16 protein-coding genes are annotated in these 20,513 nt (G+C 73.0%); 12 read left to right on the top strand and 4 right to left on the bottom strand.

From position 1 onward, the window contains the following. Positions 1-680 precede the first annotated feature (680 nt). The 3 genes from DDQ41_RS28830 (at position 681) to DDQ41_RS28840 (ending at position 6,293) form a co-directional block, all read left to right on the top strand. Positions 681-1,322 (top strand): cyclodehydratase, encoded by a 642-nt coding sequence (locus DDQ41_RS28830; protein ID WP_109297090.1) that lies wholly within the window; start codon positions 681-683, stop codon positions 1,320-1,322. A gap of 418 nt (positions 1,323-1,740) precedes the next feature. Next, complete coding sequence (locus tag DDQ41_RS28835) at positions 1,741-3,708, top strand: hypothetical protein (RefSeq protein ID WP_162602754.1); 1,968 nt, start codon at positions 1,741-1,743, stop codon at positions 3,706-3,708. Continuing rightward, on the top strand, positions 3,705-6,293 hold the full coding sequence (locus DDQ41_RS28840) for a CHAT domain-containing protein (protein ID WP_109297092.1): 2,589 nt from the start codon (positions 3,705-3,707) through the stop codon (positions 6,291-6,293). Before DDQ41_RS28835 ends, DDQ41_RS28840 begins: the two co-directional genes overlap by 4 nt. Here the strand turns inward: DDQ41_RS28840 and DDQ41_RS28845 are convergent. After that, positions 6,269-6,862, bottom strand: a complete 594-nt coding sequence (locus tag DDQ41_RS28845) for a hypothetical protein (RefSeq protein WP_109297093.1) — start codon at positions 6,860-6,862, stop codon at positions 6,269-6,271. The genes DDQ41_RS28840 and DDQ41_RS28845 overlap by 25 nt on opposite strands. An 86-nt stretch (positions 6,863-6,948) precedes the next feature. Then, positions 6,949-7,788 (bottom strand): PHP domain-containing protein, encoded by an 840-nt coding sequence (locus DDQ41_RS28850; protein WP_109297094.1) that lies wholly within the window; start codon positions 7,786-7,788, stop codon positions 6,949-6,951. Positions 7,789-7,957: 169 nt separating this feature from the next. Here DDQ41_RS28850 and DDQ41_RS28855 point away from each other — a divergent pair, with 169 nt between their 5' ends. Beyond that, positions 7,958-8,872, top strand: coding sequence for a macrolide 2'-phosphotransferase (locus DDQ41_RS28855; protein ID WP_109297095.1), 915 nt, complete (start codon positions 7,958-7,960; stop codon positions 8,870-8,872). A gap of 98 nt (positions 8,873-8,970) precedes the next feature. On the opposite strand, the gene DDQ41_RS28860 is transcribed toward DDQ41_RS28855, so the two are convergent. Further along, a complete protein-coding gene (locus tag DDQ41_RS28860; protein ID WP_162602755.1) occupies positions 8,971-11,652 on the bottom strand; it encodes a tetratricopeptide repeat protein in 2,682 nt (893 codons plus the stop codon). Between the two features lie 183 nt (positions 11,653-11,835). On the opposite strand from DDQ41_RS28860, the gene DDQ41_RS28865 reads away from it, so the two are divergent. The 6 genes from DDQ41_RS28865 to DDQ41_RS28890 are packed head-to-tail and all read left to right on the top strand — an operon-like array spanning position 11,836 to position 18,337. Next, positions 11,836-12,891, top strand: coding sequence for a lysine-2,3-aminomutase-like protein (locus DDQ41_RS28865; protein ID WP_109297097.1), 1,056 nt, complete (start codon positions 11,836-11,838; stop codon positions 12,889-12,891). After that, positions 12,888-13,988 (top strand): hypothetical protein, encoded by a 1,101-nt coding sequence (locus tag DDQ41_RS28870; RefSeq protein WP_109297098.1) that lies wholly within the window; start codon positions 12,888-12,890, stop codon positions 13,986-13,988. The genes DDQ41_RS28865 and DDQ41_RS28870 overlap by 4 nt, the downstream gene beginning before the upstream one ends. Next, positions 13,985-14,764, top strand: a complete 780-nt coding sequence (locus DDQ41_RS28875) for a class I SAM-dependent methyltransferase (protein ID WP_109297099.1) — start codon at positions 13,985-13,987, stop codon at positions 14,762-14,764. The genes DDQ41_RS28870 and DDQ41_RS28875 overlap by 4 nt, the downstream gene beginning before the upstream one ends. Continuing rightward, a complete protein-coding gene (locus tag DDQ41_RS28880) occupies positions 14,761-16,017 on the top strand; it encodes a preATP grasp domain-containing protein (RefSeq protein WP_109297100.1) in 1,257 nt (418 codons plus the stop codon). Before DDQ41_RS28875 ends, DDQ41_RS28880 begins: the two co-directional genes overlap by 4 nt. Beyond that, complete coding sequence (locus tag DDQ41_RS28885) at positions 16,014-16,568, top strand: SET domain-containing protein (RefSeq protein WP_109297101.1); 555 nt, start codon at positions 16,014-16,016, stop codon at positions 16,566-16,568. The genes DDQ41_RS28880 and DDQ41_RS28885 overlap by 4 nt, the downstream gene beginning before the upstream one ends. After that, a complete protein-coding gene (locus tag DDQ41_RS28890; RefSeq protein ID WP_109297102.1) occupies positions 16,568-18,337 on the top strand; it encodes a hypothetical protein in 1,770 nt (589 codons plus the stop codon). Before DDQ41_RS28885 ends, DDQ41_RS28890 begins: the two co-directional genes overlap by 1 nt. Here the strand turns inward: DDQ41_RS28890 and DDQ41_RS28895 are convergent. Next, entirely contained in the window at positions 18,283-19,065 is a 783-nt protein-coding gene (locus DDQ41_RS28895; protein ID WP_162602756.1) for an alpha/beta fold hydrolase, read from the bottom strand. The genes DDQ41_RS28890 and DDQ41_RS28895 overlap by 55 nt on opposite strands. Before the next feature lie 114 nt (positions 19,066-19,179). Here DDQ41_RS28895 and DDQ41_RS28900 point away from each other — a divergent pair, with 114 nt between their 5' ends. Continuing rightward, a complete protein-coding gene (locus tag DDQ41_RS28900) occupies positions 19,180-20,169 on the top strand; it encodes a hypothetical protein (RefSeq protein WP_162602757.1) in 990 nt (329 codons plus the stop codon). A 52-nt stretch (positions 20,170-20,221) separates the two neighbouring features. Then, positions 20,222-20,377 carry a hypothetical protein gene (locus DDQ41_RS31505; RefSeq protein ID WP_162602598.1) on the top strand — a complete coding sequence of 52 codons (156 nt, stop codon included), beginning with the start codon at positions 20,222-20,224 and terminating at the stop codon, positions 20,375-20,377. Positions 20,378-20,513: the final 136 nt, after the last annotated feature.

Raw genomic sequence — 20,513 nt, forward strand, 5'->3', positions numbered from 1 at the left:
GGAGGTGCCCGGTGAACGCGGAGCGGTCTCCTGCACGCCTCGACGGCAGATGCCGAGGGGCGCGGGAGCGATCGGCGCGGCCACGGTGCTGCTCGCCGGGGGAGGCGTGATCGGCTGGCAGACCCCGGCCGACCGGCCGGAACCCGTGACCGCGGTGCAGTCGGCCGGGGACGCGTCCCCGCGGGCACCCGCAGGGACCGTCGCGTCCCGCGGGCGCCCGCGGGACGCGACGGCCCCGCCGTGGACGAGCACCGCTTCGTCTGTGCGGGCGAGGCGGGCTTCCTCGACGACGCGTGGTCTTCGGGGACGACGCGTGGTCTTCGCGCCGGAGCACCGGTGCGGCGCCCGGCGGTCCCAGGCCGGGAGTCGGCTGAAGTCCGGTGCCTCGCCGTCCTCCTGACGATCGGTGAGCAACGGGCTGGGCGGCAGGGCGCTCGTCATCCGCTCGTCGCGGCCGTTGAACCCGGACGGGCCTCGGACAGGTCACGGACAGGTCCGGGACAGGCCGTGTTCGACCGGGCTCGCACCCCTCGCGCCGCCGTGCCGGGGGCCGGCCGCGGGGGGTGCCGCACGGCTCTGTACATCGCACCCTGGAGGTGCTGTCATGCACGCGACATGCTCAGCCGGGTATGCGGCGGACGTTCCCCCCGACGTACACCCGAAGCCCGAGGAGGACGGTCATGAGACCGAGTTCAGCGCACTTACGCCTGTCGATGGCCGGAGCTGCCGCCCTGGCACTCATGTGCCTGGCCATCAGCCCGGCATCGGCGGCGGGCACCACGCTCTCGATGGACTGCCAGGCCACCCCGCCGATCGGCTCCGCGCAGCAGTTCGACCTGTCCGCCGGTGTCGACGCCACCGCGCCGGACACCGTCGCGGCCGGTGGTTCCCTCTCCGTGAGGCTGGCCACCGAGCCGATGACGGTACCCGGCTCGGTGAGCGGCTACACCGTAAAATCGATCAAGAACATCACCCTCAAGGCCCCTGTACCGTCCAACGCGACCCTGAACGGAGCCCGCCTCACCGGCGGTTCCGGAATCGGCTCGGGAACCCCCACCGTCCGCGTGAGCGGCGGTGAGATCGTCATGTCGGTGCCCGGGCCCATCGGCGGCGGGAAGACCTTCACCCTGCCGGCGCTGGACCTGGATCTGACGGCGGGAACATCCGGCAGTGCCATCGAGACGCGGCTCTCCGGCACCGGTTACGGCAGCCCCGGCCTCACCTTCACCGCCAGCGTCCCCATCCTCTTCGTCACCGTCAGCGTGCCCACGTCCTGCTACCCCTCGCCCAACCCGGTGCTCACCTCCACCGCCGTCGACTGAACCGGACGGCCGGCGGGTCACGAGGCGGGGGCAGTCAGCGCGGCCGGCACGGCAAGTGCGGTGCGGGCCGGGCAGTACGGTCGGCATGCACGGCATGCACGGCATGCACGGCATGCACGGCATGCACGGTACGGGCGTACGGGCGGGGCCGGCCGCCGCCGGCTTCCCGCACGGCGCCCGTGTCGCTCTCGTCGCCCCCGCGACCCGCCGGCTCGTCGCGTGCCCCGGGAGGCCGGCCGCCGGGCCCGATGCGCCGCTCGACTCCACCCACCGCTCGACTCCACCCGCCCCTCGACTGCACCTACCTGCCTGTCGCTCCACCTGCCCGTCACTCCACCTGCCTGGTGGACCTGTCCGGACTTGTACGGCCTGACGGGAACGCCCGTGCATGACGGTCGCCGAAAGTAGACTCCCGCCCATGTCTGACCTTGCCGGCGCCCACGATGACGAGCACGGAGAAGTGATGGAAGAGGGAATCGTCGATGCCGCGCTCGCCGCGGGGCTCGATGCGTCGGCCGTCGAGGCGCTCAGCGAGATGGCGGCGGTGAACGGACTGGACTACAAGCTCGACCGGTGGCTGGTGAACGGCCGGAGCCGGGCCACCGTGGCGATGGTCTTCGAGAACGACCGCCGGATGGGGAGATCACTGCGTCTGCTGCTCAAGGTGCCCGCCACCGACGACACGGGGATCCGGCTGACCAAGACGGAATACGCCCTGCACAGCAGAGCCTACGCCGAGGCGCCGGCCGAGTTCGCGAAGGCACATCTGACCAAACCCGCCAGGGAACCCGTTCGCCTGGGCGGGGGACGCTTCCTGACCTTCCAGCACGTCGCGGGGGACGACTTGGAGAGCGTCGAGGTGCTGACGGTGCTCCTCGACTCGGTGCTCGGGACGCCGTCCGAGGAGACTGCCGGGACCGCCTGCACATCGGCGGAGTTCGCGGGGATCTGCGGGACGCTCGTGAGCGGAGTGCTCGGGGGGTGGAACGGCCGTCCCCTCACGGCACGCGGAGAACTCACGGTGGCGGAGTTCCTCCGCCTGCACATCCAGGACCAGTTGGAACCGGGCGGCCGCCTGCACGCCCTGTCCAGGGAGCACCGCACGGACCTGATCGAGATCGCAGGCGAGAGCCGTCCCCTGGTGAACCCCTTCGCGCTGGCCAGGGGCGCGCTCTTCGGTGATCGCCGCCTGGTGCGTGCCCTGGTCGGACGCACCCATGGTGACCTGCACACCGACAACGCGCTGGTCAGGGTCCGGCCGGCCATCGATGCCGCGGCCTTCCACCTCATCGACCTCGCGCTCTACGAGTCCGAGGGGCCCGTCACCCGGGATCCGGCGCACCTGCTCCTCTACATCCTCGCCCGCCGGATGGACACGCTGTCCGCTTCGCAGCGGGAGGCGCTGCTGGACTACGTGCTCGCGCCCGACGAACGCCTCGCAGGGCGGCTCCCGAACTGGCTGGTCGAGGTGATCACGAGCCTGGACCGTGCGTTCCTCGGCTGGCTGGAGGGCTCCGGGCTCCAGCCGGAGTGGCGGCGGCAGCGGCTGCTGTCCCTCGCCGGCTGCGCGATGCTGTTCCTCGGGCGGAAGTCGACCAACCGCGAGGACCATCCCTGGTTCATGCGGCTCGCCGCCCGGGCGGCCGACCGGTTCGCCGCAATGCCGGGCGTTCCCGCCCCCGACCCGGACGCGGCTCCGCCGGTGGCGGAGCGCCCGCCCGCCTGGCGCAGCCTGCCCGAACCCCTCCCGGTGACCTGGCTCTCCGGCCTCCTCCGGCCACGCACGGCCGCCCGCACGGCCGCCCGCACGGCCGCCCGCACGGCCGCCCGCACGGCCGTCGAGCTGCACCTGGTGCCCTACCCGCCGCTCGAACTGCCGGCCGCGACCCGGCCGGAGGCCCTGGAGGAGCGTCTTCTCACGGCCGGCCGCGACGCGCGGTTGTTCGGGGAGGAGGAGAAGGTCGACCAGGAGGATCCGGCCGTGGCGGCCGGATCGTCGGGAGCAGGGCTGGCCCTGACCCGCACCGGGCAGCTCTCCGCCTGGACCGGGCTGCCGCACGACGAATGGGGTCCGGTACTCGACCGGGACGACCTGGCGGAGCGGCTGCGGACACTGCTGGACGCCCTGCTGCGCGTCCCGAGGCCGGGTTCCGCTGACTTCGGGATAGCCCTGGGCATCGAGACCGGGGGGCTGGTGGTCTCCGCGGGCCACGCGCACGCCCCGCCGCACGACGCGACCCGGCCACGGCGCATGGCCGGCCCGCCCAGGCTGCTCGCCGACGAGATCCTGGCCCGGCACGAACTGGCGAGCCGGGGGAGCGAGGTGGCCGACGCGCTGGTGGAACGGCTGATGACCGCCTTCTACCGGGGCGCGGACGAGCGGTGAACGCCGGAGCCGAGGGCGGTGCGGGCGGCCATCCCGCCTCTGCCGTCCTGCACACGGCATGGCTCGCCGAGGATCGGGGCGAGCGGATGAGACTGGTCGGGGGTCTGCGGCCGCCCGGGTCGGTGGCACTGCGCAGCCGGTACCGGCATCTGCTGGACCCCGAAGCGGCTCCCGGCCCCTGCGATCCCGGTCTGACCTTCGCCGCCTGGAGCGCGTGTGTCTCCCTGGAGGAACGGGGGGACATCGCGGTACTGCGCAACGACTCCGAGACGGCCACCGGCGTCTTCACCGAGCTGCTCGGCCGTGAGACCTCTCCGGCGCTGCGGGTCGTCACGGTCAACGCCCGTGTGGGACTGGGCGACGTCGCGTTCGCCGCCGGCGACAACGAGACCGCGGCGCGCGAGTACGAGACGGCCCTGGAGATCGCCGGCGCCGACGGCTACCGCTTCGGCCGGCTGCGCGCCCTGGTGGGTCTCGGGCACCTCACGCTGATCGCGCACTCCGCCAGGACCGCTCGGACCAGGTTCGAGGAGGCGGCGGACCTGGCGAACGCCCTGGGCGACCCGCTGTTCGCGGCCAACAGCGCACTCGGCATCTCCGAGTGCGCCGAGCGGCTCGGCGACCTCGAAGCATCGGTCGGACACGCCCTCGCCGCGTACACGACGTACCTGGAGGTCCGATCCCCGATCGGCGAGGGCAACGCGGCCCTGCGCGCCGCGGTCGTCCTGCACCGTCTGAAGCGCCGCCCCGAGGCCGGGGAATGGTACGAGCGGGCTCATGAGGCGTACAAGGCCGCGGGCAATCCGATGGGACTCACCAACGCGCTGAGCGGGCTCGGTGACGTCCACCTGGACGCCTACGAGATCGACGATGCGGAGCGCTGCTACGAGGAGAGCCTGCGCACCGCCGAATCGGCCGGCCTGCTGCTGAGCCGGGCGAACGCGTTGCAGGACCTCGCCCGGGTGGCCAGGGCGCGGGCGGACTGGGAGGACGCGGTCGTCCGCTTCCGGGTATCCCTCGCGGCCTACCGCGAGCTGGACGAGATCATCGGAGTGAGCAACGCCTACCACCGACTCGCCGAGGCGTACGAGGAACTCGGCTCGGGCGGTGACGCGTTGAGCGCGCGGATGGACGCGCTGGTGGCCGTCGAGGAGTACCGGGCGACGCACCGCGACGACCGCTCGCAGCGCGAGTACCGAGACCGGTTCAGGGGCGTCTACACCCGGGCACTCGACGCCGCCACCCGGCACGGCTCGCCGGGCGCGTTCGCGGTCGCCGCCGACTGCCTCGCCGGCCGGCGACTGGCGGGGCTCTTCGAGGAGTCGGCGCGGGCGGCCGCGGACTCCGCCGAGCTGTCGCTGCTGCAGGAACTGCTCGTCCGAGCCGATCAGAGACTCGTCGGGCACCGGCGCGGTGCCGCCGGCCGGGCGGCGCGGGGTGAGACGCCCTCGGCACGCCGACAGCGGATCGTCGGGCTGCTGGGTGCCGTGGGCGTCAGGCACGGGCTGGTCGAGCAGGCCGAGACCTCGCTCGAGGACCTGCTGGCCACGGTCTACCTTCCGCCGAGGGAGGAGGGAGAGGCACTGCTCGACGCGCTCCCGGACGGCTGCCACACGGTGCAGACGCTCCTGGACCCGACGGATCGGCACATCCTGCGATGGCTCTGGCGTGAGCCCGACGGCACCTGCCATCTGGGGACGACCGAACTCGCCGGAAGGGCCGTCGAGATGCTCGGGCTCCTCGGCGGATCCGGCGACGAACGGGCCGATCTCCGGCTCGGTGACCTCGCTCCGCTGCGCGACCTGCTCCCCGCGCCGGTGAACGAGGTACTGGCCGGGCAGACGGGTGCCCGTCTGGTCCTCATCCCGGTGGGAGAGCTGTGGCTGGTGCCGTGGAGCGCCGTCCCCCTGTCCGACGGACGGGTACTGGGCGAATGCGCCGCCTACGTGCTCTGTCCCTCCCTGACGGTGCAGCGGCAGCTCGCGGTGCGGGGCAGACGGCCCGTACCGGCCGGACCACGTCAGGTGTACCTGTGGCGCAGCCCGTTCGTGCGCCACCACGAACTCGAGGCCTTCCGGCGAAGCGCCCACTGGGATGTGACGGTGCTGAGCACCGCGGCGCAGGCCAAGCAGCGGCTGCGGTCGGGCGCCCATGCCATGGTCGTGGCCGGGCACGGGCGCCCGACACCCGGTCTCGGGCACTACCTGGAACTCGACCAGGACGTGTGGCTGCTGCTGGTCGACCTGGTGGGGGCGGACTCACCCGGCCTGCTGGCGTTCATCGCCTGCTGGGCGGGCGCCATCCCGGGGCACGGCCCGACGGACCCGCTCAGCCTCGCGACACTGGCGCTCGCCGCGGGTTCGTCCGAGATCATGGCGACGGTCGGCGAGCTGGCCGACTCGGTTCCCGCGTCGCACTACGTGGAGCGTGTGCTCGACACCAGGGGCGGGCAGGCGCTGCCGGACACCGTCCTTGCGGCCACCCGCTGGCTGCTCTCCCAGGAGGGCGCCAGGTCGGAGCGGATACACCACTGGGCGCCGGTCGTGCCGCTCGGCACGTTCTACCCGGCACCGTCGATGGCGTAGGACCCGTTGACCAGGTCCAGGCTGAAGCGCAGCGGGCGTTCCGCCGCTGCCTCCCGGCGGGTGGTGATGCCGAACTGGCGATGGGTGAAGGCGACCTCGGCGTCGACCGTCCCGGTGAGCGGGGCCGGATCCAGCGAGGTCTCCAGGACGGCCGTGGTGAGTTGGGCGGAGGGCGCGAAGCCGGAACCGTCCTGGCGAGGGGAGAGCACGAATCTGAGTTCGCTGCGGCCCACTCCGAACGTCCGGACCTCGACGGCCTTCTCGGAGGTGGTGCAGGAGACCGTCACCCCCCGCACATCGCCGTCGAAGGCCATCCGGACGAGAGCGCCGACGTACCGCTGCCCGCTCCTGAGTTCTTCGAGTTCGAACGGCAGGTGGAGGGCGAAGAAGTGGCGATTCCGCAGATCGGGACGGCGCCTGGCCGACTCCGGCAGCTCGTCGTCGCCGACGGACGCGACCGTCGGGTGACCGAAGGCGACCCTCGCCTCCCTGAGGAAGCGGCTGTCGTTGCCCAGGACGGGCTCTTCGACGAACAGGTCGAGGACGGCCGCCGTTCCGGTACCGGGCAATGGGACTGCTCCGCTTCCTTGCCGAGATCTCCCGTGAAGGGCTGAGGTCCCATTATGTCGGCCGTCGGCCCGCGGGGCGACCGGCCTCAACCCCGGCGCCAGAAGTCACCGCCGTCCCGGCCGGGGACGAATCCGCAGCCCTCGGCCAGCGCCCCCATCCGGGCGAAGTCGCGGGCGACCTCGTCGGGTTCGTGGGCGTCGCTCCCGAAGCTGATCCACTTTCCTCCGCAGTCGCGCCACCAGCGGACGATGACCGCATCCAGTGGAACGGCAGTGTTGATCTCCAGGACCCGCCCGCCCGCTGCGAGCGCCCGAAGGACGGCGCGGAAGTGCTCCTCGAACGGGCCCGGTTCGAAGGGCCCGGCGCCCGCCGGCCAGGCGCGCACGGGGTAGTCCAGGTGCCCGAGCACCTCGAAGGCGTCCGACCCCTCCACCATCGCAAGTGCCTCGGCCAGGTAGTCGCGCAGGAGTTCGTCGGGCCCGCGGATCCCGTGGAGCCGTTCGACGACGAGCGCGTGCGGGCCGTCCCGCAGGGAGTGCACCGATCCCAGAACACGGTCGAAGGCGCCGCCGCGGAGGACTTCCTTCACTTTCGCCGAATGCCAGTGCGGCTCCCCGAGTTCCAGCCCGGAGAGAACACGGAGACCGGGAAAACGCGACCGGCATTCCTCGACGCAGGAGAGATAGCCCGCCACGTCGAGCGGTGGCGGCAGGAGTGTGCCGTCGTCGCGCACCATCTCCCGGTACTTCCCGGGCATGGTCGGAATCGCCTCGGGCGGTATCAGCCAGGCCGTGAAATCGGTGTGCTCGGTGAAGGCGATCGAGCGGAGGCCGAGGTCCACCGCCTTCCGGCAGGAGGCCGTCATCGATCCGGCGAGGCAGTCCCAGGACCATTCCGTGTGCACATGACTGTCGGAGGGGAGCATGGGCCCATGCTGGCAAGGGCGTTCGGATCGGACAAGGATTCTCCGCCGTGCTGCCTTGTCCGGCCTTGTCCGGCCTTGTTCGTGCCCGGCGGAACGGGAATCCGGAAGGGTGTGACCGGGCAGACTGGGAGACGCCGGAAAACAGTGAACGGGCCGGGAAGGCAGAGAAATGCAGAGCGATGAGGAGATCTCCGGTCTCCTGCTGGAAAGCGCGCGCCGCAACGGGCTCGACCTCCGGGACGGGACGGCCACGCTGGACGACACCGGCTGGGATTTCCACGTCGTCCGGGTGCTCGGTCGCGACGGGACCCCGTGGATCCTCCGGCGCGCGCGGCGACCCGGTCTCGCGGCGGCGATCGAGGCGGAGTCGAGGGTGCTCGGTCTCCTCGGCCCGCGCCTCCCGGTGGCGGTGCCGCAATGGGCCGTGGCCGGGCCGGACCTGATCGCCTACCCCATGCTGCCCGGTGAGCCCGCGGCATCGGAGGACACCCGTACCCGCGAACTGCACTGGAGGATCGACCGTGCGAACCCGCCCGAGCGGTACGTCGACGCACTCGCCGGGCTGATGGCGGTGCTGCACCGGACGGAGCTCGGGGAGCTCCGGGGCACCGGTGTCCCGGTACGTGATCCGCGCGCCGTCCGCGAGGCCTTCAGGACACGGCTGGAGACCGGCCGTGCGGAACTGGGCATGCACCGGAGCTGGTGGGACACGGGGCTTCGGTGGCTCGCGGACGACCGGCTGTGGTCGCCGCGATGCGTGTTCATCCATGGCGACCTGCACCCGGGACACACACTGGTCGACGAGGACGGCCGCCTCACCGGTGTGCTGGACTGGACGGACGCCGAGATCGGGGACCCGGGGCAGGAGTTCGTCGAGGCCGCCCGCAAGTTCGACCCGCCCACGTGGGATCTCCTCCTGAAGGCCTACCGCGACCATGGCGGCCCTGCGTGGCCCGGACTGCGGGAGCACGTGCTCAACGCCATCGCCTTCGCCCCGCTGGCGCTCGGCGTGCTGGGGCTGGAGAGGGGCCAGCCCCGCTATGTGGAGATGGCCAGGGAGCGTCTGGGCGTGGCGGCGGGCTGAGCCGCCTCGTGGAGTCCGGTTGCGCTGCCCGGACAGGGCGTGCCGGGGGAGAGCGGCTCCGTCCGTCCGCAGGGCGGGAGGGACTCCCACCACACGCCTCAGGGCCGGCGGCGGCGTACGGCGGCGAGCGTCTCCCGTGTCATGACCGTGTCGGGATGCCGCAGCCCGTGGGTGCGTTGGCGATCGACCAGCACGTCGGCGAGAGTCTCCTCCGCGTGGTCCACATCGCCGAGGTCGAACAGGATCAGCCCGAGCCGGTACCTGCTCGCCAGTGTCGCCCGATGGGCGTTCCCCAGCAGCCTGCGACGCCGCTCGACGAGTGACGCCGCCAGTTCCCTGGCCTCGTCGAGCTGCCCGGAGTCGTGCAGCAGATCCGCCAGTGTCCCGAGGACCGACAGCGTCCTGGGGTGGTCGGCGCCGCGGAGTCCGCTGTTGGTGTCGGCCAGCGCCCGCAGCTCCCCGGCCACCTCGGTGTGCTCGCCCAGCCGGTACCGCGTCCGGGCCAGGTAGTGGCGGGTCACCAGCGTCGCCGGATGCCCCGGGCCCAGGTGCTCGGTCCTGGACGCCAGGACGCGTTCGTAGACCTGCCGGGCACCGCGGTGGTCCCCCTCGGCGCTCAGCTGGTCGGCGATGCCGTGATGGCTGGTCAGCGTGTCGGGATGGGTTTCGCCGAGGACTGCCGAGCGGGTGCGGAACGTGCTCTCGAAGAGTGCCCCGGCTTCCGTCGGCACACCCCGCGCCAGCAGGGTCCGGGCGAGGTGGTGCCGGGAGGTCAGCGTGTCAGGATGATCACGACCGAGGTGCCGCTGCCGGAGGTCCAGGACCTCCCGGAACCCCTGTTCCGCTTCCCGCAGGCGGCCCTGGTCGTAGTGGAGCCTGGCCGTGTCGTGCAGGATCGTCAGCAGCCGCGGGTCCTCCGGGCGCAGCACGCGGGCCGCGGTCGACCCGGCCTGTGCGTAGGCTGCCTCGGAACGCCCGAGCTGGCCGACGGCGCGCAGGTATCCCGCCGCCCGGTTGGCGAGGTCCACCGCCGACGGCAGGGCCACCCCGGCTTGAAGGCCGTGGTCGTCGATCAGGTCGAGTGGTGCGGCGCAGTGGTCGGTGAGCAGGCTCCACCGGGCCCAGTCCTGCGGATGCTTGGGATCGGCGTCCTCCACCGCGGAGTCGAGCAGGGCGACGGCCAGGGCGACGAAGTCGCCGCTCATGGCGCGGACGTCCGCGTGCCAGCGGGAGACGTCCCGGACCACGGGGTGCAGCACCAGCAGACGTACCGCCCCCTCGCCGTTCGCCTCCCCGGCCGGCGAGGTGGTGAGGTCGAGCAGCCCGAGGGCTTCGAGCCCGCGCAGCGTCTCCCAGACCAGCCGGGGCGACAGCGTCCCGAACAGCGGCGAGGCCGACATGGCCCGGGCGTTCAGGACGAGTTCGTAGGGGACGGGCGCGGAGCCCAGACAGGCCAGGAACTGGAGGAGCCTGCGGGCCTCGGCCAAGCCGCGATCGGCGAGCAGGTCCAGGGACAGCTCCCAGGTGCGGCTGACCGTCATGTGCTCCGGCCTGGTGGGAGGGGTCGCCGCCGCCGTCGCCAGTAGCGCCGCCGGTTCCGTGCCCCGGTCCAGGGCCTGCGCATAGCCGCCGAACCCCCTGGGAAGGTCCGGGGTGATCCAGCTTCCGGGCATTCCGGCTATCTCGGCCAGGTAGCGTCCGGCCAGGACCAGAGCCAGCGGAAGCCCGCCGAGCCGCTCGGCGAGCATGGCGGCCCCGGTCTCCGCGCCGAGGTCGCCGCCCTGGCCCGTGAGTTCGATGAGCAGGTCCGCGCCGAGATCCGGCGGCAGGCACTCGACCTCGTGCAGCGCCAGCCACGGCGGGGGAGGGGCGCCCCAGCTCGACTCGCTTCTGTCGCAGCTGGTGACGACGACGGTCCCGAGACTGCGCCCCGCGTCCCGGAGCCATCCGGTGCCGTCGGTCACCGGTCGGCCGTTCAGCGAGAGCGCGCCCGGCGGGTCGTCGGCGTTGTCCAGGACCAGGAGCCACCGCTCCTGAAGTCCCCCGAGCAGCCGCCAGACGATGTCCTGGAGGCTGCCGAGACGCAACTCGTCCGGGTCCGCGCCCAGTTCCATGGCGATGGACAGCATGCCGGCGGTGAGCACCGCGACGTCGTCGGCGACCAGCCACCAGGTGCGGACTCCGGCGGCCATCGCGGCTCTGGCGGTGGCCAGGGCCACGGTGCTCTTGCCGCAGCCACCGAGTCCGTGCAGGACGTGGATGCTCGGTTCGTCTCGCAGCAGCGAGGCACTCCCGATCACCCCGGCGAGCGCGCCCACCAGAGCGTCACGGCCACGGATCTCCGGGTCGCCGCCGACCCGGCCCAGCGGAGGCCGCGTCGAGACCGAGACGAGCCGCGAACCGTCGGCGAGGAGCGGTGGCCGAGAGGGCTCTGCGGACCCGGCCTGGTCGGGCCCCGCCCCGCGGCTCCCCTGGCCGGCGTGTTCGTCGGCCGCCCGCTTGACCCGCCAGTAGGCCCGGTGCCATTCCTCCAGAACCCCGGGATCGGCCACCCCGCAGGCTTGCAGCAACCGGAGGAGCAGCCCCGGTGGGTGGAGGCCCGGGAGATGGGTGCCGGCGAAGTAGCCGCCGAGGGTGCTGGGGGGGACGCCCAGTTCGCCGGCCAGCCGGCGGACGGTGTGACCCGAGGCGTCCTTGACGAGGGTGAGTTCGCGGCCGAAGTCCTTGCGCGTCGCGATGCGCAGGGGATCGGGACGGGCAGGGTCGTCGAGCAAGGTCAACCGCCAGGGCAGATGCGTAGGGCTCTGCGGGCAGCATAGCGAAGGCCGGACAACGGAGTTGAGCGAAGGCCGGACAACGGAGTTGTCCGAACCTGTCTGGACATCCCGCACCGGTATTGAGCCCGGATGTCGCCCGAGGTCCCCTGGGAGTGGTCGGCAACGAGAAGGGAGAGCGGACCGGACATGACGGATGACCACACGACGATACGCACCGTCGGCGGCCTGGCGGCCGCCGGACTCACCGCGGACGCCAAGGCTCTGGAGGAGGTGGCCGAGCGGTACGCGATCGCGATCAGCCCGGCTGTCAGAAGGCGCCTCGGCCAGGGCGCGGACGACCCGGTGGCCGCGCAGTTCGTGCCCACTGCCAGTGAACTCATCGTCTCCGCAGAGGAGTTGACCGATCCCATCGGGGACGAACGGTTCAGTCCGCTGACCGGCGTGACCCACCGGTACCGGGACCGCGTCCTGCTCAAGCCGCTCGGGATGTGCCCGGTCTACTGCCGCTTCTGCTTCCGGAGGGAGGTCGTGGGACCGGAGCACGGGATCCTGCCCGACGAGGATCTCGCGGCGGCCCTCGACTACATCCGCGGCCATGAGGAGGTCTGGGAGGTCATCCTCACCGGCGGCGACCCGCTGATGCTCCCGCCCGCGCGCCTGGGCCGGCTGCTGGACGCTCTCGACGGCATCGCCCATGTGAGGGTGGTCCGGATCCACACCCGGGTCCCCGTCGTCTCCCCGGAGCGGATCCGGCCCCGGCTGCTGTCCGTCCTGAAACGCCGCATGCCGGTCTGGATCGTCCTGCACTGCAACCATCGCCGGGAGATCGGCGAGGAGGCGTCGGCGGCGCTCGGGGCGCTCGCCGACCGGGGTGTTCCGCTGCTGAGCCAGACCGTGCTGCTCCGCGGGGTGAACGACAGTCCGAGGGCGCTGGAGGAGCTGTTCCGGGAACTCGTCGAGCACCGGGTGAAGCCCTACTACCTGCACCACGCGGACCTCGCCCGGGGGACGGGGCACTTCCGCACGGGAATCGAGGAGGGCAGGGGCATCGTCCGCCGGCTGCGGGGCGATGTCTCCGGGCTCTGCCAGCCCACCTACGTCCTGGACATACCGGGCGGACACGGCAAGGTGCCGATCGGCAGCGACTACCTCGAACGGTCGGCGGACGGTTCGTATCTGGTGACGGACCGCGGGGGAGCCCGTCACCGCTATCCACCGGTCCCCGGGGAGGCGGAGCAGTGAGGCGGCCCGCGATCGCCCCGTCCCGGGAGCCGGCTGCGGTCTCCGGTGTGCGCTGGCATCTCCCCGAGGTCACGCCCGGACGGGTACGCCGGGTACTGGACCGGGCCTTCGCCGCGTCCGCGCGGAGCGCCGCCGTACCGCGCACGAAGCTGTTCGTGCGAGGCGAGCCCGAGGAGCGGCCGGGCGCGTGGCGCGGCAAGCGGCCGGCGGAAGGAGCGGCGCACGACGTGTTCGCGTGGGCCGGCGCGGCACAGACCCACGACCGGACGCTCTTCCGGGCCCTGGTCACCGGGCTGGAACCGTGGTTCGCGAGGCGGGGGCTGCCCCAGGGACGGGTCGAGGCGGAGGTCTTCTACGGCCGTTACGGGGAGACACCCGGGGGTATCCACCGGGAGGCCTGCTCCAACCTCCATCTTGTCGTCGAAGGCAGGAAGACCATGGACTTCTGGGCCGGGGACGCCTGGCTGCCGCCGGAAACGCCCGTCCGGGAGGACAGGGACCCCGAGAGCGGAGCACAGGAGCAGTACCTGTCCGGCCTCGCTCCGCGAGACCACCGGCACCGGGCCGAGAGCCTCACCGCGGCACCCGGGCAGGGCTTCGCCTGGGAGGCGGGGACCTGGCACGTGGGCCGGTCGGAGGGCGGGCCCTCGCTCGCCCTGAACGTGGCCTCCTACGGGCGGGGGGCCGCGTGCCCGGGGCCCGTGCTGCGCTCCTGGTCGGACCGCTTCGCCGGCGAGGTGCCGGGCGACTGGCTGGAGGACTACCGGTGTCATACCGCCTCGGACGGCACCGCCGCGGACATGCTGGCGACGCTTTCCGCGCTCGGCATGCGGCCACCGAGGCCGGCGCGCACCGGCGGACCGCTCGCAGGTCCGGCCCGGCTGCGGGCGCCGGTGCTCTGGCACGGCGACGGCGGGGTCCTGCGGATCGCCGCGCTGGGGGCGTCCGTCCGGGTGCCCGACCGCGTGGAGGTGCGGGACTGGCTGGCCCGGGGGCTGCGGTGCCCGCGAGCGGGTCTGGACGTACCCGCCGGCTGCCGGCAGGTCGCCGGCTGGCTCGCAGAGCGCGGGGCGTTGACCGTGGGGAGGGGAACATGAGCACCGGTTGGCTGGACGACGACACCGCCCTGTTCGTGAGGTACGGAGACGCGTTCGTGCCCCGGCGGAGGGAACAGCTCGACATCGTCTGCGACCTGCTCGGCGAGCTGCCGCGGCCGGTCGTTCTGGAGCTGGGCTGCGGGGACGGCAGACTCACCGAGCGGCTGCTCGGCCGGCTGCCCGAGGTCCGGGTGACCGCCGTCGACGCGTCGGCTCGGATGCTCCGGCTCGCCCGGATCCGGCTGGCGGGCTTCGCCGAGCGCGTCGCCCTGCGCAGGGTCGGGATGGAGGAGGACGGGGCCCTGTGCCGGGTCGGGATGGAGGAGGGCGGGGCCCTGTGCCGGGTCGGCGGGGAGGAGGACGGCGCCCCGGGCGGCGGGCCCTACGGAGCGGTCGTCACCTCGCTGGCCGTCCACCACCTCGACGACCGCGCCAAACAGGCCCTGTACCGCAGGGTCCGTGCCGCGCTGGCACCGGGCGGGGCGTTCGTGATGGCCGACCTGGTGTCACCGGTGGGCCCGGCGCCGCTGGCCCTCGCCGCGGCACGCTGGGACGCGGAGGTGGCCGCGGCCGATCCGGCGGCGACCCTGCCCTTCGAGTCCGCCCGGTGGAACACCTTCAGGTTCCCCGACCCCGTCGACCGCCCTTCCGGGGTCGGTGAGCACCTGACCTGGCTCGCCCGGGCCGGCTTCGCCGACGCGGACGTCTGCTGGCTGTACGCCGGGCACGCCGTGTTCCACGCGCGCCGCCCCGGCCGCTCCGAGGAGACGGCATGAGCGCGGCCGGGAGGAGCAGTCGGACACTGCTGGGGAATCTGGTCAACGACGTCATGATCGAGAACGCGCCGCCGTCCTACGCGCGGGCCATGGCGTCGGTGACGCCGCGGAAACTGTGGCTCGCGCGCCCGGGCGACTGCGTGGTCGTGCAGGCGCCCTGCCGCCCGGCGTTCCGCGACTACGTGGAACGGACCCTCGGCATCGACCTCGGCCTGGTCGAGCTGGTCCAGCCCGACGAGGTCTTCACCGGTCACGCCCTCGACCTGGTCGAGCGGCGGGGCGCGGTGGAGAAGGTGGTGGCGCGGTCCGAACTGCTGCCCTTCGTACTGGACCGCCGGGTCGTGGACTTCGCCGGGCGCACCGGGACACCGGTCGCCGGCTACGACCGGATTCCCGGCGAGAGGACGCTGCGGGCGGTACGGGACATCAACACCAAGAGCGGGTTCCGTGCGATCGCGCGGTCACTCGGACTCCCGGTGGCTCCCGGCGGCCACGCCGCGACACTGCCGGAACTGCGTGCTCTGCTGGGCGGGTTCCTCAAGGAGCGTCCCGCGGCGATCGTCAAGATCGACCGCTCCTCGAACGGGTACGGGACGGCGGTCGTGCACGCCGGAGACTCGCTGTCCCGGACCGGGTGGCTCACCGGGACCGCGGAACACCGGCCCGGGCGCGGATGCGGCTGGGTCTACGAGGAGTTCCTGGACTTCGTGTCGGTGCCCAGCGCCGAGATGATCGTCGAGGAGCACGGGCCCGTACCCTTCTCCAGCTGCGACCAGCGGACCGCGGACAACGCCTGGACCGGGATGACGGCGCCCGCCGCGCCGCGGGGTGCCGCGGTCGCGCACGAGGCGGCGCTCGCCGTCGGCTCGTGGCTGCACGGCGAGGGCTACCGCGGGGTGTTCGACGTGGACTGCTGCCTTCTGCCGGGGGGCTACGTCGTGACGGAGGCGAACGTCCGGCGCACGGGCGGCACCTGTCTGGAGGAACTCGCACGCCGGCTCACCGGACGGGACTCGCCGTACTGGCTCGCGGACGTCCGCCGGGGCGGCCGCGGCCGCGGCCGCGGCCCCGGCTTCGGCACGGTGGTCCGCGCCATCGAGTCCGCGGGCCTCGCCCAGGGCCCGACCAGGGTGGTCCTCACCGCCGACACGACCGAGATCGACGGCAGATGGCGCTATCTCGTCGTCGGCGGGGACGGGGCCGAAGTCCTCGAAGCGGAACGGACGCTCGACTCGATCCTGGAGCCGTCATGACACTCCACTCATCGCTCCACCCCGGCGTCAGCGGGATCCACGGCTCCGGGGTCGTCGCTCTCACCGACATCCCCCTGGGAACCGCGCTCTGGGCGCCCTGCCCTCGATGCCGTGTCATGGACGGCGTCAGCCAGCGGACGGCGCCGCCGGCGGTGGTCGACTGGCTCCACGAGTACGGCTACCGGCGTGCCGACGCGGGCCTGATCACCCCCTGCCACGGCGCTCACCTGTTCAACCATTCATGCCGGCCGGCGGTGCTGGACTTCGGCCTCTCCGCGGGGATCGCCGTCGTCGACATCCGCCGCGGCCAGGAGGTCTGCTGCGACTACCGGACCTTCCGCTTCGACGAGCCGTGGAGCTTCGCGTGCTCGTGCGGAACGCCCGACTGCGAGGGGGTCGTCGAGTCCAGCCCACCCCGTATCCCGGAACGGCTCGCGGACGGCTGGCGGACCAGGATCGCGGCGGCGCTGGAGGCAGCCGCCGGAGTGCCCCAGGAAATCATGATCCGGGCGGGGGACGTCAACGGCCGCTCACGGCGGGAGAGCGCCTGATGGCCGGCGGCGGGCGCAGGAGCACCGGGCTCTCCGCGGGCGACCTGTTCCGCGATCTGCGCCGCGAGGTGCGGGAGGACCGCCCCGCCTACACGGTGCTCGTCCGGCTCATCACCCTCGGCGGCCGGCTGCCGTACGAGGACGGGGCGGCGGGCCTGACCGAGCGGGAACGGCATCTGCTCCACGAGGTCATGGGGGACGAACGGCTGCGGCTGTCGGCCCCGTCCGCCCGGGACGGCGACGTCTTCGTCGCCTACTCGCGGCAGGGGAAGCTGTCCCTCCTGCTGCGGGACGAACTCGACGAGCTGCCCGACGCCGACATCCTCGCGGCGATGCGGGTCGGAGAGGCGGCGAGGGAGCGGGCCGAGGAGCGCCACACGGCCTGGCGGCAGGAAGAGCGGCTGGAACAGCGGGAACTGGACCGCATCCTCCGGGCATGGGAGAGGGAGGGGAGGCTCACCGAGCGGCTCGGGCAGGTCACCGACTGGGTCGAGCGGGTCGAGACGGTTCTCCTCTACGTCGGCAGGCGGATCTACTCCAGGTCCGACGCCGCGAGCAACACCCTTCTGCGGGACGGGATCCTCGAGGGGCTCGCCGGTGTTCCCGTCGCCGACTGGCCGCGGGCCGACCGGCTGTTCGTCGCCGCCGCCCACCTGCTCTTCACGGCAGGAGGACCGGTCTGCTTCGAGGAGTTCAACGGGCGGCAGCTGAGCGCCCTGGGACTGCGCCGATGGCTGGTCTCCCGGCTGCGCGGGTACGCGGGGGCGCTGGGCGTCCCGGTCCGCCCCGACACGGCCGGACGACCGCTCCAGGACCTCGCGGCGGAGGCGGCCGCGCTCAGGACCGCGGTGCACGCCTCCGGTGCGCTGTGCTTCCGGCGGATCTCCGCTCCGGCCTTCGGGAAGCGCGAGATCCTCGCCGGGGTGCCCGCCGCGGAGAGGGCCCACGACCGCCTCCCCGCGGCCCTCGCGGGCCTGGGGCGCGGGATTCCCGCCCTGGCGAACCCCACCGGACTGCCCGCCGAAGCGCTCGTCTCGCGGGCCGCCGCGGAGCTGGCGCTCGGCGGCGGAGACGCCGAAGAGCTGCTGGCGCTGATCGTCATGGCGGCCGTGCTGGACCTCCGGGCGGACTACGGGATGAGCAGCGCGGTCCGCGATCTGACGCGGCTCGGGGCCGCCGCGCCGGACCGGATCTCCGGGGTGCTCGCGCTGCGCAGACCCGACTTCTTCTGCTGTGTGCTCCCGCACCCGGGCTTCGCGGGGCGGCGGCCGGAACACGAGCTGGTGACGCTGCTGTGGTCGGTCAGCCAGCGCATGCAGTACAACCGCTGGCACTTCGTCCCGGGCAACTTCACCCGCGCCGAGGTGCCTGCGCGGCGGCACTACTTCCTTCCTCCGACGATGCCGGACCTCGCCGAGCACGCCGACCTCTGGCACGGCGGCCACGTCGCCGCCGGCGTCCGCCACTCGATCAGGGCGCCGGGCGCACAGCTGTGGCGGGAGCCCCTCTCGGTGGGAGGCAACCACTATCGCGGCGGATACGACATCCGTGTGGCCAGGACCGGCGGGCCGCCCTTCACCCGGGCGGATCTGTGGACCGCCGTGCGCTACAGCGGCCTGGTGGACGCGTTCTGGCGCGGCCTCGCGTGCCTGGAACGTCCGCCGGTGATCTCCGGGTTCGGCGGGGACTGGTACCGGTCGGGGGCCTGGAAGCGCTACGTGGAACGGGGCCGGGGCGGCCGGCTGCCGTCGGCGGAGCCTGCGAGGTGACGCGCGATGAGCCCGTTGCAGGTGCCGGCGCGTTCGAGGGGGAGCAGATGCCCGGCCCCGGGCACCACGGTGAGACCGGCCCGCGGGATCCGGTCGGCAAGGAGCCCCGCGACGGCGTGGAAGTCGGGAAGGTCGTTCTCGCCCACGACGACCAGGGTCCGTGCGGTGATCCGGTGCAGCAGGTGGACGGCGTCCCGGTCGGGCTCCCGGGGATCGTGCGCGCGCCAGTGGAAACCGCTGTAGTCCATGACCATCTCCCGCACGCTCCGCAGCAGTTCGGGTGTGGCGCGGACCCCGTCGAAGACGGCGCCGGCCAGCCATGCCGCGCGCATCTCCCCGAGAGTGCCGCCCGGCGGGTCCCAGTCGAAGGAGAACCGGTACCCTCCGACGTCGCTGCCGATCAGGCAGAGGGAGCCGACCCGCCCGCGGTGGGCCGTGGCGAAGTCGACCGCGATCCGGCCCCCCATGGACAGCCCGACCAGGTGCGCCCTGGCGATCCCCAGATGGTCGAGCACGCTGCGGAGATCGTCGGCGGGGGAGTAGGGCCCGGTCGGCACCGATGACCGGCCGAACCCCCGGCAGTCGTAGGCGACCACGCGGAAACCGCTCCGAAAGTGCTCGAACTGCCGGGACCAGAGGCGGCTGTCGAGGGTGAAGCCGTGGACGAAGACCAGCGCCTCGCCCCGCCCCGCCGTACGGAAGAAGAGACGGCCTCCGTTGTGCTCCACGAGGCCCGTACCCGTCACGGGACCCGTGCCCGCGGCCCGCGCGCACGGGACCCGCGGGGCCCGCCGGCGGCGGCCCGGCTCCGGGACCGGAAACGCGACAGTGAAGGGGGACTCATGGCACAGACCACCGGAGGCGCGCCGTACGGGCAGGGTGTCGCCCGGATCCTCAGAGCCGTCCCGCCGGTCTCGGAGCCGGCGATCGACCCGTCGGAACTGGCGGGACGCGCCGGGCTGGACGACCGGGACGTTCCCGGAGTCGAGGCCGCCATGGGCGTGCTGGGGGTCCTCGGCGTGCTGGACCTCGAAACCGGTCCGGGCGGCGAACCGCTGTTCAGGGCCGCGACATCCATCGCGCACGGCTGCATCCTGAGTCTGGCCGAACACCTCGACCAGGGACTCGACGTCCTCCTCAACTGGGGAAGGGCCGAAGCCGGCGCCGACACCTCGGCCGGCGGCGAGGCGGTCCTGTCGGGTCCCCGGTTCCTGTTCGCCGTCGAGAGCCGCCGCTTCGCGGAGAGGGGAGCCTCCGCTCCGCCGCTGGCGAGCGCCGAGATCGTCCAGGCCGTGATCAAGGAGGAGGCGCGAGGAGGCGAGAGCCGGTATCTGGTGCAGTACGACGCGCGGTCGCGCCAGTACCAGCTGATCGGTGGGCATCGCCGCCCCGACGACCTGACGATCGGACACACGATGGTCCGGGAACTGGAGGAGGAACTCACCGACTTCTCCTTCGACCATGACGGCGACACGCTCACCGAACTCCAGCGGTTCGAACGCCTGATGGTTTCCCGCACATCCGGGGTTCTCACCCGCTACCGCATCGTCGTCTTCCATCTGAGGACCCGTCGCCCACGGCTCCTGCTCGGGCCCGCCGACCGCTGGATCAGCGAACGTGAACTCAACACCGGCCGGGCCGACGACGGCCGGCGCATCCTGTTCTCGGCACCCACCGAACTCGCCGGCGGCCTGGCCGGGCTCGAGCCGAGCCTCCCGGCGGCCGGTGCGGGATCGCACGGTTGGGGCTTCCTCCGACGGCATCCCTGGGAGGCGATGGGACTGGTCCTGGGACTGCTCGGCCTCGCCGTCTCGGTTCTCCAACTGCGCTGAACCGCCCGTGGGGCGCGGAACCGGGGGAGCGGCGCAACGATCCGCGGCCGAAGTGCGCCGTGGGGAAACGGCCCCGCGGGCCCCGGTCGTCGGCTCCTGGCAGCAGGCGGACCTCGGCGCCGCCCTCGGTGCCGCACCGGGCCGGGACTGGATCGTTTACGGACCGGCCCTCGGCACCCGCCACGCCCACGAGGAGAGCACCACGTGATCCTTCACCCCGAGTTGCGCCGAGCCGCCCGGTGCCGGTGCCGGTGCCGGTGCACCGCGTGCCGGGGCCCTTCCGCGGGCGGCTTCGAACTCCTCGCCCGTCTTGGCTTAGCGATGCCTGCGGAGGGATACGACTA

Source organism: Streptomyces spongiicola (genome assembly GCF_003122365.1).
Classification (GTDB): domain Bacteria; phylum Actinomycetota; class Actinomycetes; order Streptomycetales; family Streptomycetaceae; genus Streptomyces; species Streptomyces spongiicola.

Coding starts and splice junctions, on each gene's coding strand:
- DDQ41_RS28830 (WP_109297090.1), top strand. CDS start 681: ATGAGACCGAGTTCAGCGCACTTACGCCTGTCGATGGCCGGAGCTGCC.
- DDQ41_RS28835 (WP_162602754.1), top strand. CDS start 1,741: ATGTCTGACCTTGCCGGCGCCCACGATGACGAGCACGGAGAAGTGATG.
- DDQ41_RS28850 (WP_109297094.1), bottom strand. CDS start 7,788: ATGCTCCCCTCCGACAGTCATGTGCACACGGAATGGTCCTGGGACTGC.
- DDQ41_RS28855 (WP_109297095.1), top strand. CDS start 7,958: ATGCAGAGCGATGAGGAGATCTCCGGTCTCCTGCTGGAAAGCGCGCGC.
- DDQ41_RS28865 (WP_109297097.1), top strand. CDS start 11,836: ATGACGGATGACCACACGACGATACGCACCGTCGGCGGCCTGGCGGCC.
- DDQ41_RS28875 (WP_109297099.1), top strand. CDS start 13,985: ATGAGCACCGGTTGGCTGGACGACGACACCGCCCTGTTCGTGAGGTAC.
- DDQ41_RS28880 (WP_109297100.1), top strand. CDS start 14,761: ATGAGCGCGGCCGGGAGGAGCAGTCGGACACTGCTGGGGAATCTGGTC.
- DDQ41_RS28885 (WP_109297101.1), top strand. CDS start 16,014: ATGACACTCCACTCATCGCTCCACCCCGGCGTCAGCGGGATCCACGGC.
- DDQ41_RS28890 (WP_109297102.1), top strand. CDS start 16,568: ATGGCCGGCGGCGGGCGCAGGAGCACCGGGCTCTCCGCGGGCGACCTG.
- DDQ41_RS28900 (WP_162602757.1), top strand. CDS start 19,180: ATGGCACAGACCACCGGAGGCGCGCCGTACGGGCAGGGTGTCGCCCGG.